The 12,665-nt window shown below is 68.9% G+C and carries 15 protein-coding genes; 6 read left to right on the top strand and 9 right to left on the bottom strand.

The genetic code is table 11. The features are described from left to right. The first annotated feature begins 75 nt into the window (after positions 1–75). Positions 76–654 (top strand): XRE family transcriptional regulator, encoded by a 579-nt coding sequence (locus CEP17_RS06830; RefSeq protein ID WP_239498603.1) that lies wholly within the window; start codon positions 76–78, stop codon positions 652–654. A 27-nt stretch (positions 655–681) separates the two neighbouring features. Here CEP17_RS06830 and CEP17_RS06825 read toward each other — a convergent pair whose 3' ends face one another. Beyond that, entirely contained in the window at positions 682–1,080 is a 399-nt protein-coding gene (locus CEP17_RS06825; protein ID WP_112931706.1) for an ester cyclase, read from the bottom strand. 59 nt (positions 1,081–1,139) lie between these two features. Further along, on the bottom strand, positions 1,140–1,919 hold the full coding sequence (locus tag CEP17_RS06820; RefSeq protein WP_204359870.1) for an SDR family oxidoreductase: 780 nt from the start codon (positions 1,917–1,919) through the stop codon (positions 1,140–1,142). A gap of 55 nt (positions 1,920–1,974) precedes the next feature. On the opposite strand from CEP17_RS06820, the gene CEP17_RS06815 reads away from it, so the two are divergent. Next, a complete protein-coding gene (locus tag CEP17_RS06815) occupies positions 1,975–2,655 on the top strand; it encodes a TetR/AcrR family transcriptional regulator (RefSeq protein WP_162722413.1) in 681 nt (226 codons plus the stop codon). A 257-nt stretch (positions 2,656–2,912) separates the two neighbouring features. Here CEP17_RS06815 and CEP17_RS06810 read toward each other — a convergent pair whose 3' ends face one another. Genes CEP17_RS06810 through CEP17_RS06805 form a run of 3 tightly spaced genes read right to left on the bottom strand, consistent with a single transcriptional unit; the run spans position 2,913 to position 5,661 of the window. Continuing rightward, positions 2,913–3,755 (bottom strand): NAD(P)-dependent oxidoreductase, encoded by an 843-nt coding sequence (locus tag CEP17_RS06810; RefSeq protein ID WP_112931705.1) that lies wholly within the window; start codon positions 3,753–3,755, stop codon positions 2,913–2,915. Beyond that, the gene (locus CEP17_RS15090) at positions 3,752–3,889 is read right to left on the bottom strand and encodes a hypothetical protein (protein WP_162722412.1); all 138 of its coding nucleotides are present in this window, start codon (positions 3,887–3,889) and stop codon (positions 3,752–3,754) included. Before CEP17_RS15090 ends, CEP17_RS06810 begins: the two co-directional genes overlap by 4 nt. A gap of 23 nt (positions 3,890–3,912) precedes the next feature. Continuing rightward, a complete protein-coding gene (locus tag CEP17_RS06805) occupies positions 3,913–5,661 on the bottom strand; it encodes a 2-isopropylmalate synthase (RefSeq protein ID WP_204359869.1) in 1,749 nt (582 codons plus the stop codon). Between the two features lie 165 nt (positions 5,662–5,826). Here CEP17_RS06805 and CEP17_RS06800 point away from each other — a divergent pair, with 165 nt between their 5' ends. Beyond that, on the top strand, positions 5,827–6,495 hold the full coding sequence (locus CEP17_RS06800; RefSeq protein ID WP_112931704.1) for a FadR/GntR family transcriptional regulator: 669 nt from the start codon (positions 5,827–5,829) through the stop codon (positions 6,493–6,495). Positions 6,496–6,545: 50 nt separating this feature from the next. Here the strand turns inward: CEP17_RS06800 and CEP17_RS06795 are convergent, their stop codons facing one another. Together CEP17_RS06795 and CEP17_RS06790 are read right to left on the bottom strand one after the other, a co-directional pair. Next, positions 6,546–7,034, bottom strand: a complete 489-nt coding sequence (locus CEP17_RS06795; RefSeq protein ID WP_112931703.1) for a YbaK/EbsC family protein — start codon at positions 7,032–7,034, stop codon at positions 6,546–6,548. Between the two features lie 19 nt (positions 7,035–7,053). Further along, a complete protein-coding gene (locus tag CEP17_RS06790) occupies positions 7,054–7,572 on the bottom strand; it encodes an XRE family transcriptional regulator (protein WP_112931702.1) in 519 nt (172 codons plus the stop codon). A gap of 257 nt (positions 7,573–7,829) precedes the next feature. Here CEP17_RS06790 and CEP17_RS06785 point away from each other — a divergent pair, with 257 nt between their 5' ends. The 3 genes from CEP17_RS06785 to CEP17_RS06775 all read left to right on the top strand — a co-directional run bounded on the left by CEP17_RS06785 (position 7,830) and on the right by CEP17_RS06775 (position 11,123). Beyond that, positions 7,830–8,603, top strand: a complete 774-nt coding sequence (locus CEP17_RS06785; RefSeq protein WP_112931701.1) for a dienelactone hydrolase family protein — start codon at positions 7,830–7,832, stop codon at positions 8,601–8,603. Positions 8,604–8,718: 115 nt separating this feature from the next. Further along, positions 8,719–9,318, top strand: coding sequence for a TetR/AcrR family transcriptional regulator (locus CEP17_RS06780; protein ID WP_112931700.1), 600 nt, complete (start codon positions 8,719–8,721; stop codon positions 9,316–9,318). Continuing rightward, complete coding sequence (locus tag CEP17_RS06775; protein WP_112931699.1) at positions 9,315–11,123, top strand: alpha/beta fold hydrolase; 1,809 nt, start codon at positions 9,315–9,317, stop codon at positions 11,121–11,123. The genes CEP17_RS06780 and CEP17_RS06775 overlap by 4 nt, the downstream gene beginning before the upstream one ends. A gap of 28 nt (positions 11,124–11,151) precedes the next feature. Here CEP17_RS06775 and CEP17_RS06770 read toward each other — a convergent pair whose 3' ends face one another. Both CEP17_RS06770 and CEP17_RS06765 read right to left on the bottom strand, forming a co-directional pair. Beyond that, a complete protein-coding gene (locus CEP17_RS06770) occupies positions 11,152–12,045 on the bottom strand; it encodes a VOC family protein (RefSeq protein ID WP_112931698.1) in 894 nt (297 codons plus the stop codon). A gap of 31 nt (positions 12,046–12,076) precedes the next feature. Further along, positions 12,077–12,655, bottom strand: a complete 579-nt coding sequence (locus tag CEP17_RS06765) for an NADPH-dependent F420 reductase (RefSeq protein WP_112931697.1) — start codon at positions 12,653–12,655, stop codon at positions 12,077–12,079. Between the last annotated feature and the right edge of the window lie 10 nt (positions 12,656–12,665).

The following is a 12,665-nucleotide window of genomic DNA, read 5'->3' as shown; positions in this document are numbered from 1 at the left end:
CACAGCCTCGATTCACGAGTGCTGAGACCGCAACGTTTCTTGCCGAAACAGGGACGAGCGTGTTCGATGGTATCCGTGGAGGCGACCGAAGGAGCGGATGTGCGCTCCGTGCTGGACCGTGTCGGATCGCGGTTGCAGGCGTTGCGTGAGGCGCGGGGATTGACGCTCGCGGACGTCTCGGAGCGGACGGGCGTCTCGTCGAGCACGCTCTCACGTCTGGAGAACGGGCAGCGTCGCGCCAGCCTGGAGGTGCTGCTGCCGCTCGCGCAGGTGTATCGCGTCCCGTTGGATGAACTGGTGGGTGCTCCGGAGACCGGCGATCCCCGGGTGCGGTTGCGTCCCCGGCGGGTGAACGGGCGCACGGTCGTGCCACTCGCTCATCAGCCCGGGATGCCGCAGGCTTGGAAGATCGTGGTCCCGCGCGGACACTCGGTTCCTCGGCTGAAAACGCACGAGGGCGCGGAGTGGCTCTATGTTCTGACCGGGCGGATGCGGTTGATCGTAGGGGAGCGCGACCTCGTGCTGAAAGCTGGGGAGGTCGCCGAGTTCGACACGCGCCTACCACATTGGTTCGGCAGCGATGGGGAGATTGAAGCAGAGATCCTCAGCATCTTCGGCCCCCAAGGTGAACGCGTCCACGCTGGCCCTAGCTGAGCATCGGCGCCGTCGCGCTACGTGAAGTCAGCCGCCGAGTTGAGCGGCGATGCCGGCGGTGTCGATGAAGACGCGTTCTCCGATGACGCGGCCGTCGTCGGCGAAGGTGACGACGGCGATCATCTCGAGGGCGATCGTGCGGCCGGTGGGAGGGAAGCCGCCGTACGCACCGTCATGGGTGCCGTCGAAGCGGACGAGCATCGCGCCCGTGTCGACTTCCTGTCCGAGCGGGGTGATAGTCGCGGTGAGGTCGCTGAACCCGGCGAAGAGAGCCTCCTCCCGTGCGCGCAGCGCGTCGAGTCCGGACTGGGGTCCAGTGAGGGGTGAGTCGTAGGCGGCGGGCTCGGCCCAGAGCGCGACCACGGCGGCAGGGTCGTGCGCGTTGACGGCGGCTGCTGCGGCATGGGCGAAGTCGTGGATGTGCATGGGCGATCTCCTTCGATCGTTGGGGCGGTGGGATGCCGGGTGCCCGGGTGCCCGGACGTTCAGGGGCGGACGGAGCGTTCCGCGATGTTCAGGGCGAGCCGTTCGGGCAGACGCGGCGCGAGCCAGGAGACGAACGCGTTTCCGCGGCCGTCGACGACTGAGGGTCTGCCGCGGTGCAGGGCGCGCAGGGCGGTGTCGACGACCTGTTCGGGACTCCGGCGGCTGCCGACGGATGCGGCGTCGCCCGCGGTGGCGAAGAACGCGGTGTCGGTCGCTCCGGGGCAGAGGGCAAGCACGTCGACGCCGGTGCCGCGGGTCTCGCGCCAGAGGGCGCGGGTGAAGGTGAGGACGTATGCCTTCGAGGCGGAGTAGACAGCCATGTGGGGCACCGGCTGGAATCCGGCGGTGCTCGCGACGTTGACGATGGCGCCGCGTCCGCGTGCGAGCATCTGCGGGAGCAGGAGGGCGGTCAGCGCAGTCAGGCTGTTCACGTTCACCGCGATCTGCGTGGTCGCTGACGCGAGCGGCGCGCTGCCGAGATCGCCGTGGATGCCGAGACCGGCGTTGTTGATCAGTGCGTCCACTGTGACCCGCTCAGCCTGCAGGCGTGCGACAAGGGTTTCGGCGGCATCCGGGGAGTCCAGGTCGTGCGCGAGGACCAGGACGTTCACTCCGTGACGCGCGCGAAGGTCGCGGGCGACCTCTTCAAGGACATCTGCGCGCCGCGCGACCAGAACGAGATCGCTGCCGGCGGCGGCGAGTCGCTGAGCGAACGCGCGTCCGATTCCGGAGGACGCTCCGGTGATGAGGGTGGTGGTTCCGGCGACGATGGCGCGCACGATGCTCCTAATAAACAAACCAGTCGGTCTAATAAAAGCCGACTATACTCGAAGGATGCCCACACGTCCACACCGCGATGACGACATCGTTCCCGCACGCCGCGTCGGACGCCCCGCAGGGCCGACGGCCCAGGGAGCGGCGTCGCGTGACGTGATCATCGACGCGGCGGCGGGCGTCTTCGCTCGTCTCGGCTACGAGCGTGCCCGCATGGTGGACATCGTCGAGGCGAGCGGTTTGTCAAAGGGATCGGTGTACTTCCACTTCGACAGCAAGGAAGCCCTCGCCGTCGCGGTGCTCGAGGAACGACACCGCCGGTGGCTCGCCGACGTGGAGCGCATCCTCGTCCAGACTCCGGGCGGCGAGCCGCGCATCCGGCAGCTCTTGCCCGCGATGCTCTCCCTCCACGATAAGGACTCCGACGCGTGGGTGATCTCTCGCCTCACCCAGAGCCTGTCCGGCGTCGCATCCACGCGTGACCTCGCCGCATCGATGACGCAACGCTGGATCGACGTCGTCGCAGATCTCATCCGCGACGCCGCACTCGTCGCCGACCCGAACCCGACCATCGATCCTGATGCGCTCGCCACCGTGCTCGTCGGCGCCTTCGACGGCCTCAAGATGACCGTCGACGTCGTGAGCTCCGCCGACCGCGTCGCGGCCGGCGATCTCCTGGCCGAACGCGGCGCACTTCTGGAACGGATGCTCTTCCAGACCATCGGGCTCACAGTGCGGTGAGAGAGCAGCTCACTGAGGGGTGAAAGTGTCCCATCGACAGCGGGCTCGATGAGCGACACCGGGTAGCAGCGAAAGAGCCCGCGGTGCAGGGCATCCAATGCGAGTTCAGCCTGGCCACGAACTGCGGGTCGGTGCCTGCTGCCGCCGTCCAGGATCGCAGGGGCCGGAGCCGGCCATCCGGTGACGTGCTCCCATCGAGCGATGGCTGGGGCGTAGCGTCCCTCCCGAGGGGAATCTGCGCGGGCACTACGGCGATCTCAGCGTGCAGAGAACCCGTCGCGCCAGCTCGGGTACAGCATCTCCCAGCCCTCCGCGCGGGCGCGGGCGTTGCTGACCGGTCGGCCGATGTCACCACCGGCCTCGACCACGGGGCGGGGACCGCCGACCGCGCAAGCGAAGACGGGAACCCACTCAGTGGCGGCGGCGGGCTCGTCGTCGACGATGTTCCAGGTTCTCGCAGGCCACCTCAGCGCTCGAAGCGTCGCCTCCGCAGCATCCTCAACATGAACGAACGAGGTCACCGTCTGCGTGGCAGGGAGCGTGCCGGCGCGCGCCGCATCGGCGCGGAGCCCGTCCGGCGCATACCAGGTTCCGGGGCCATAGAGCTGCCCGAACCGCAGCACGACTCCCTCGGGCATCTCGCGGACGCTGTCTTCCAGCGCGGTGACACCGCGGATCGTGGTGAGCCTCGGTTCTGTTGCGAAGGAGTCGAGCGCCTCAGCCTCGGAGGCGGGCTTGGTTCCCGGCGGGTACACCCAGGAGATGCTCTCGGCGATCACGCGATCCACGCCCGCAGCCTTTGCTGCGTCGATCAGGTTCCGGGTGCCCTCGGTGCGGATGCGCGCGTTGCTGGCTGAGTCTCCTGAGGCGAGGTCGGTGAGCAGATGCACAACAGCATCGGGGCGAGCCGCGCCGACGACCCGCATGACCGCTTCGCGGTCGAACGCATCCGCCCGCACGGCCGCGGCGGCGAGCCCTATGATCGCGGCGGCGCCCCGGGCGGATCGGGTCATGCCGACGACCTCGTGACCGTCGGCTACTGCCCTTCGGACGAAGGCGCGGCCGAGCACACCGGACGCCCCGGCGACGAAGATTCTCATGACGGCATCCTCTCGAACACGAGGGCGTGCGCGGCGCCGAAGACGAAGGCCCCGACCTCCATGTTCTGCTCGGCGGAGATCTCGGCGATTCGATGCGAGGAGGCGGCGGTCGATGAGCGGGGAGTCTTCGTCATTGTGGAGATATGCGCGACGTTCGTCACCGTCCCACCACCTCTCGTGCGGCCGCGACGGCGTTTGCGGCGCGGATGACCGCATCGAGCGTGGCGGTGAGGGTGGATCGATCGCGTCCGGCGGTCCAGGCGGCGCCCTCGGGCATGCGGTGTTCGACGAGGGTCAGGGCTTCCGCATCCGCTCCCGACCGCATCGAGCTCTGGTGGAGCGAGAGGATCTCCACCGGGATCCCCTGGGCTTCGAGGGCGTCGACGAGGGCTTCGACCGGGCCTTTACCGTCGTGGGTGGAGCGGTGCTCGACGCCGTCGATGTGGACGGTGGCCTCGGTCCTGGCCGTGGCCTCGTCGACGCGCAGCGTGCCCAGACGCACGGTGGCGTCGCGGTTCTTGGGCAGATAAGCGGAGGTGAAGATGCTCCAGATGTCGGCGGCGGTGACCTCGTCGCCGGTGGTGTCGGTGTGCTGCTGCACGTGGCGCGACAGGTTGATCTCGAGGCGCCGGGGCAGCTCGATGTCGTACTCGGTCTCCAGCAGGTACGCGATGCCGCCCTTGCCGGACTGGGAGTTCACGCGGATGACGGCGTCGTAGCTGCGGCCGATGTCGGCGGGGTCGATCGGCAGGTAGGGGACCCGCCACGCGATCTCGCTCTCGTTGCGGCCTTCAGCCGCAGCGCGGGAACGATGCTCGGCGAAGCCTTTTTTGATCGCGTCCTGATGCGTCCCGCTGAACGCGGTGTGAACGAGATCGCCGACGTAGGGATGCCGGGGGTGGATGTCGATGCGGTTGCAGTATTCGACGGTGCGGCGGACCTCGTCGATGTCGGAGAAGTCGACCATCGGGTCGATGCCTTGCGCGTGCAGGTTCAGGGCGAGGGTGGCGAGGTCGACGTTGCCGGTGCGCTCGCCGTTGCCAAAGATGCAGCCTTCGATGCGCTGCGCGCCGGCAAGCATGGCGAGTTCGGCGCACGCGATGCCGGTGCCGCGGTCGTTGTGGGGATGAACGGACAGGATCACCGCATCACGGCGGTCGAGGTTCTTGTTTATGTACTCGATCTGGTCGGCGTACACGTTGGGGGTGGCGATCTCGACCGTGGCGGGGAGGTTCAGGATGACGGGGCGCTCGGGCCTGGCATCCCAGAGTTCCGTCATCGCGTCGCAGATCTCGATGACGTAGTCCGGCTCGGTGAGGTTGAACACCTCGGGGCTGAACTCGAAGCGCACGTTCGGCAGGTCACCCGCGAACTCGAGCACGTCTCTTCCGCCGGCGAGGATCAGGTCCCGCAGTTCGTCGCGGTTCTTGCCGAGCACGGCGTTGCGCCAGGTGGGGGCGGTCGCGGTGTACATGTGGATCACGATCTCGTTGCGGATGCCGCGGATCGACTCGACGGTGCGTTCGATGAGATCGCGGCGCGCCGGGGTGAACACGACGATCGTGACGTCGGCGGGGGCGATGTCGGTGTCGGCGATGAGGCGGACGAAGTCGTAATCGGTCTGGGACGCGGAGGGGTAGCCGACTTCGATCTCGGTGTAGCCCATCCGCACCATCAGTTCGAAGAACCGGCGCTTGCGGTCGGGGTCCATCGGCTCAGCCAACGCCTGGTTGCCGTCGCGAAGGTCGACCGGGACCCACAGCGGCGCCTCGGTGAGTCGGCGGTTCGGCCATTGGCGGTCAGCCCCGAGGGGCACATCGACGCGGGAGTAGACATCCGCGTAGCGGTGGGATGGCATGCCGGAGGGGCGCTGCCGATTCCACGAAGGGGCGATCGTGATGGTCATGTCAAGGAGTCCTTCAGGGTCTGGAGAGGTAGACCGGCGCAGTGTTCGGCTCCACGGCGGGGAGCCGGTCTGGCTACGCCCCGCCGTGGCGGCGAAGAAGAAGGCGAGTGACGGTGAGCACGGGTAGACTGTACCACAAGTCCTCAGACAAGTAGAGGAGATAACATGGCTCAACTCAGACGCGTCCCCCTGGCGGATCAAGCCGCCGACGCGCTGTTCGCGCGCATCCGCGCGGGGGAGTGGGCGCTCGGCGCGAAGCTCCCGGGCGAGACGACGCTGGCGCCGCAGCTCGGTGTGGGGCGGTCCACTGTGCGAGAGGCGATCCGCCAGCTCGCTGGTCGCGGCATCCTCGATTCCCGCCAGGGGTCGGGTGTATTCGTGACGGCGCTAGAGGCGCCCGAGGACTGGGAGCAGGTGCTGCGCCGCGCCGACATCGTCACCGTGATCGAGGCGCGTACCGCGATCGAGGTCGAAGCCGCGACCCTCGCCGCCACCCGCCGGACTCCGTCTGATCTGCGGACGATCCGACGGGCGCTGGAATTGCGCACGGCCCCCGGGCAGAGTGTCGAAGAGCATGTGGATGCCGACATGGCGCTGCACCGCACGATCGTGATCGCGGCGCACAACGAGGTGCTGATCGAGCTGTTCGACGGGTTCGTGCCGAGGGTGCGGCGCGCGATGGTCGACATGCTCCGCATCCGCCCTGTGCTCGACGCGGGCGCCGATCAGGATGCGCACGCGGTCGTCGTGGACGCGATCGCCGACCGGATGCCGGATGCCGCAGCCCGCGCCAGCCGCGCCCATCTCGATGCCCTCAAGGCAGGCTTCGCGTGAGCGGCGGCGGGCGCTCATTTCTCCGCTCCGTCCGCAGTGCCTGATCAGCCTCAGTCGTCGGCGACGCGGAGAGGAGTGCCGCCGGTGATCGCGACGAGGTCGGCGAAGGTGAGCGGGAACACAGTGCGCGGCGTTCCGCCCGCAGCCCAGATGACCTCGTAGTCCTCAAGGGCTTCATCGACCACGGCCCGCAGCCGCGCGGGGTGACCGACGGGGGACACACCACCGATCGCCTGCCCGGTGATCTCGCGCACGAGCTTGGCAGGTGTCATCGTCACCGATGCTGCGCCGAGCTGCCGTGCGAGCAGGTCGGTGTCGACGCGATGCCGGCCGCTGGTCATCACCAGAACCGGTTCGTCATCGGCGAGGAAGAGCAAGCTGCTCGCGATCGCCCCCACCTCGCAGTCCAACGCAGATGCGGCATCCGCCGCGGTGCGGGTGGAATCCGGCAGCTCGCGCACCCGGCCTGGAAGTCCGGCCTCGTCGAGGTGCTGCTGCACGATCTGACTGCGCTCTGGCAACGGCTGCTCGATGGTCATGATGTGCGCCTCTCTGGCTTTACGGGTGGGGATAGTGCATGAGGAGGATCACCTCGGCGTCGTCGTCGACAGCGGCGAAGGTGTGAGGCAGATCACCGGGGTAGCGGATGCTCTCGCCGGGGCCGAGGTCGCGTTCGTCTCCCTCGACGCCGGCGCGGACTCGCCCGCGAATGACAGTGAGGGTCTCTTCCACGCCGGCATGGTGAGCCGAGGAACGCTGTCGCTGCGGTGAGATGGTCGCCCGGTACGCCTCGATCGTTCCCGCGTCACCGGCCCACGTTCCCAGGGGAATCGCGGAGACCGCTGCGCCCGACACCGCAGCCGGCGTCTCGCCCGCCCGATCGGGGATCAGCGTGCCAAGCGGAACCTCGAGCGCGGTGGACAGAGCGAACAACGTGTCCAATCGCGCGCCGCGCAAGCCGTTCTCCAGCTCGGAAACGGTTCCCTTCCCTATCCCGCTCTGGCGCGCCAGCTCCGACAGCGACAAGCCACGCTCCGCGCGCGCCCGTCGAAGCCGCACGGCGAGAGAATCGTCCATCGCGCACCCATCCGTTCTGATAACAGAACGATAGCAAGAGCGGAGTGTTGGCGACAGCTACTGGTGCCGTGCCGGTGCACCTGGCGGCATCGGAGCCGGGTCAACGTGCCGATCGGAACATGTTGCGTCCCTAACAAGGAGGGTTACCATCGCCTACGCGCGGTCCGAACAGGCGATGCCGGGATGCTCCCCCCAGACCGGCACGTGTCCCGTCCGCGTCGCCGCCACCCTTGTCCTCCCACATTGAGGAGCACCGCATGACCACCTACGCTCAGAACCTCACCGAGATCCTCGACCGTGAGGCGCTTCCCGCGGGCGGAATTATCTCCGGCGACGTCGACTACGCCGCGGACGGTCTCGTTTTTCGCGGGTACCACGCCCGTCCCGCCGCGGACGGCCCCTACCCGGGCGTTCTCGTCGTGCACGATTGGCTCGGCGTGACCGACTATGTCCGCATGCGCTGCGACATGCTGGCCCGGCTCGGCTACTCGGCATTCGCTGCGGATGTCTACGGGGCGGACGTTCGACCCGCCCCTCAGGATGCCGCGGCCGTCGCCGGTGGCTTCTATCGGGATCGCGCGCTGTGGCGCCGACGCCTCACGGTCGCGTTCGATCGACTGCTCGCCGAGCCGTCCGTCGACCCGGCGCGCACCGCGGCCATCGGCTACTGCTTCGGGGGCACCTCCGTGATGGAACTGGCCCGCACCGGCGCCGCCGTCGACGCCGTCGTGAGCTTCCACGGCGGCCTGCTCACCGGTCCCGAGGGTGAGGCCGCGCGAATCGAGGCGAAGGTGCTCGTCCTGCACGGGGCGGCCGACCCGGTCGCCCCCGACGAGGCGCTGCTCGCGTTCGAGAACGACCTGCGGACGGCTCCCCACATCGACTGGCAGATCGTCACGTACGCCAACGCGATGCACGCCTTCACCCTCCCCGACGCGAATGCGCCCGAGCAGGGCGCCCTATTCGACGCCACCGCCGAGCGTCGCAGCTGGGCGGCGATGAAGACGTTCCTGAGCGAGGTCTTCGGCTGAGGTCACCGGTTGGCCTTGCTCCGACGCCGTCGGCCCCATCGACGTTGCGGGTGTACCCGTACCCGTCGGAGTGTGACATTTCGCCAAAATATGTAGACCGGTCTATTATGAGCATATGACTTCCAAAGGTGACCTGACGAGATCGCGGCTCTCTGCGTCGATGCTCGAACTGATCCAGACCAGCGGCTACAGCGGCACAGGGTTGAACGCGGTGATCGACCATGCCGGCGCCCCGAAGGGCTCGGTCTACTTCCACTTTCCCGACGGCAAGGAGGGGCTCGGGGTGGCCGCGGTCGATCTCGCCGCGACTCAGTTCGCCCAGCTGATCGCCGAGGCTGCGGCATCCGCCGGCGGCGCGGCGGCGGCGGTGCGAGCCGCCGTGGAGGCGCTGACGGCGATCGTGAGTGACAGTGACTACCGGCTCGGTTGCCCGGTGTCGGTGGTCACTTTGGAGATGGGAGCCGAGAGCCAGCGACTGCGGAACGCGTGCGCCGCCGCCTTCGAATCCTGGATCGCCCCAACCGCCGCGCTGCTCGAAGCCGAGGGTCTGGATGCGGCACCTGCGCGGTCGCTCGCGACCGTCGTCGTATCGACCATCGAGGGGGCGGTCATCCTCTCGCGCGCGACGCGCAGCGCTCAGCCGTTGACGTCGGCCGCCGACGTTCTCGCCGAGCTCATCGACGTCCGGTGCCAGAAGGTCGGAGGGGCACAATGACGGCGTCCGATGTGTCCCGCCATGCGCTCGTCTTCGGGGCATCCGGCCTTGTCGGCCGCCACCTGGTCCTCGCCCTCGCCCGCGCGGGTGCCGAGGTGACGGCAGCGGTCCGCAGTGCCGAGTCCGCAGAGCGCGTCGAACGGTGGCTGCGAGGTCGCGGCCTGACGCGCGGCATCCAGACGATCATCGTCGACGTCGAGGCGCCGGAGATCGTCCGGGGTGGCCCCTCGGCCGTGTCGACCGTGACCGAGATCCACAACTGCGCGGGGGTGTACCGCTTCGGGATGTCGCCGAACGAGGCCCGCAGCGCGAACGTCGGGATCGTCACGCGGGTCATCGAGTTCGCGGCCGCCCTGCCCCGGCTGCAGCGAGTCGTCCACATCTCGGGGTACCGCGTCGGCGGTCAAGATCCCGCGACGATCCCGTGGCCCGACGAGCACCGCGCCGCGATGTACCGAAAGCTCGGCGCCTACGAAGCGTCGAAAGTGGAATCCGACGCCGTGTTCCAGGCCCGCGCGAACGAGCACGGCATTGCCTGGACGATCGTCAACCCCTCGAGCGTCATCGGTGACAGCGTGACGGGGGAGTCGGACCAGCACATCGGCCTCGCGGCCACCATCGAACAGCTCTGGAACGGCACAGCGACGGCGCTGCCGGGGAACGAGACCACCTTTCTGCCCGTCGTCACCGTCGACTATCTGGCGGCCTTCATGGCGGCCGCTGCGGTCGATCCGGATGCCGAGGGTCGTGCCTACTGGATCCTTGACGACGCCACGCCGCCGCTCGCCGATCTGCTGGCCCACGTCGGCCGTCACATCGGCGCGAAGGTTCCGCGCCTGCGCGTGCCCGTCGGCGTCATCTCGCGGTTGCCGTCGTGGATCACGAAGGCGGATCCCGAGACGCTGAGCTTCATGTCGTCCGATCGCTATCCGACCGGGTCGGCCGTCGAGTTCGCACACCGCCACCACCTCGAGATGCCCGATGTCCGGGTGTCGCTCGAGCGGTGGGCCGACCATCTGGTGGCGCATCGCTTCGGCGCAGCGCCAGCGGATCGCCGGAGGGTCGTGGAGAGGGGCGGCGTGCGGACGCTGGAGATCGGTCCGTCGGACGCCGACCGCTTGATCTTTCCCGGCCTGCCGGTGAACGCCGACACGTGGGCCCCGTTGGCGGTCGGCAGTGGCGCACGCGTCGTCGACCTGCCCGGGCTCGGGCTGAGCGGCGGAACGGGCATCGACGACTGGGACCGGTGGCTGCCCGCGGTCATCGGGGAGGCGCCGATCGATCTCATCGGACATTCCCTCGGGGCGGCGGCAGCCGTCGTCGCGGCGGACCGCTTTCCGGAGCGGGTGCGATCGCTGACGCTGGTGGCGCCGTTCTTCCTCCAGTCGCGCGCGGGTGGGGCGGTGCGACTGCGTCCCCTCGTGACGGCCTTCTTGCGCCGTGCCAGTCCCGTGCGGCTGTCACGCCGGCTCACCGGCGCAGAGTCGAGCGCCTCTGCTCTCGCTTCGAGCGTCAGCGACCTCCGGCATCGCACCGCGAAGGCGGTGGCCCAGCACGTGGCGCGCACGACATCGCCACAGTGGCGAGCCGAGGTGCGGGATGCCGCCGCGCGGTTTCGTGGCCCGGTGCGCATCATCACGGGCACCGACGACCCGCTCACCGCGGATGCTGTCGCTCAGTTCCGATCTCTTCCGAACGTCGAGCTGGTGACGATTGCCGGGGCCGGTCATCACCCCCAACTGACCCATCAGGGGAGTATCGCCGGCCTGCTCGCGACGCCCGTCCGGCTGGCGGCACGGCGCTGAGGTGGCGTCGAGGCGTCACGCGACGGCCTCAGCCCAGCAGGTCATCTGCACTCGCAGCGGTCGCCGCGACCGTCACCTGCGTGCCCCACGGATCGCTGACGCGCACGGCGCGACCGTCGTCGGAGAACGGGATGCCGCGGATGGACAACCGCTCCGCGAGCGCATCGAGGTCTTCGCGCGCCGGCACCGAGACGGCGACATCCCCGAGCCCCAGGCTCGCCGCGCGCGGGCCCGCGCCCGCGGAATGCCACGTGTTCATGGCGATGTGGTGGTGGTACCCGCCGGCCGACGCGAACAGGGCTCCGGGAACCCCCGTGGCGGTCGACTCGAACCCCAGCGCGTCGACGTAGAACGTCCGCGCCGCGGCGACGTCGCCGACCTGAAGGTGCACGTGTCCGACGCGTCCGGCGTGCTGCGCCGCGGCATCCAGGGCCTCCTGCGTGAGGTGCTGTTGGAGATACGCGCGCGGATCGAGGTACTGCGTGGTCATGAAGATCTCACCGTCGTCGTACTTCCACTGGCTGCGCGGGCGATCCCGGTACAGCTCGATGCCGTTGCCCTCGGGGTCGGTGAAGTAGAACGCCTCGCTGACGAAGTGATCGCTCGATCCTGCGAACCGGCTCGTCGGGTTCTGTGCGGCGCGATAGACGGTCGCCGCCAGGCTCGCCTCATCGTCGAAGAGAAAGGCGGTGTGGTACAGGCCCGCCTGTCGGGGATCGACACCCGGCAGGTCGGGTGTGTGCACCAGTTTCACCATCGGTACCGTTCCGCGCCCCAGCACGCGGTGCACCTCACGTCCCTGCGTACGCTCCTCGAGGGGAGTGAGTGCCAGCGCCCCTGCGTAGTACGACGACATCGTCTCGAGGTCGCCGACACGGAGCGTGACGGCGTCCATCGTCGTCGCGGGGTTGAGCGTGTCCATGGGGATCTCCACGTCTGGGTCTCGAATGCGGTCAGCGGGCGACGGCGAAGCCGCCGGTCCAGGAGATCTTCTCGCTCGCGGCGAGGGTGAGCTGCAAGAAGCCGATGGCCTCGAGCTCGTGCGCGCGCGACAGGGAGCCGGCGTCGATCGCGGTGACGCCACCGGCCTCGACCGCGGCGGCGAGCGCCTGCTTGGCGGTGGCGTCATCGCCGGCGATGAGCACGGTGGTGGGAAGGCCCCCGATGGTCTTGCCGACGAGGGTGCCGGCGAACGTCGTGTTGAACGCCTTGAGCACGTGGGCATTCGGGAGCTTCGCCTGGATCTCGGCCGCGGCCGAGCTGCCGACCGGGACGGTCAGCGAATCGAAGGTCTCGAAGTCGAGCGGGTTGCTGATGTCGACGACGGTCTTGCCGTCGAACCGGTCGCCGTACGCGGCGATGATGCCCGCAACGGCGGGGTAGGGCACGGCGAGCACGACCACGTCGCCCGACAGTTCGGCGGTGCCGACCTCGTCCTTCGCGATGTACGTGACGCTGCTGCCGCCGTCGGCGAGAACGCCGCCGATCGCGTTGGCCATGGTGCCGGTGCCGATGATGCTGAACGTCGTCATGATGTCTCCT

It is taken from the genome of Microbacterium sp. PM5, from assembly GCF_003293595.1.
In the GTDB taxonomy this organism is placed as follows: Bacteria; Actinomycetota; Actinomycetes; order Actinomycetales; family Microbacteriaceae; genus Microbacterium.
The sequence above is the reverse complement of the archived record's forward strand: the minus strand, read 5'-3'. Positions and strand labels throughout refer to the sequence as shown.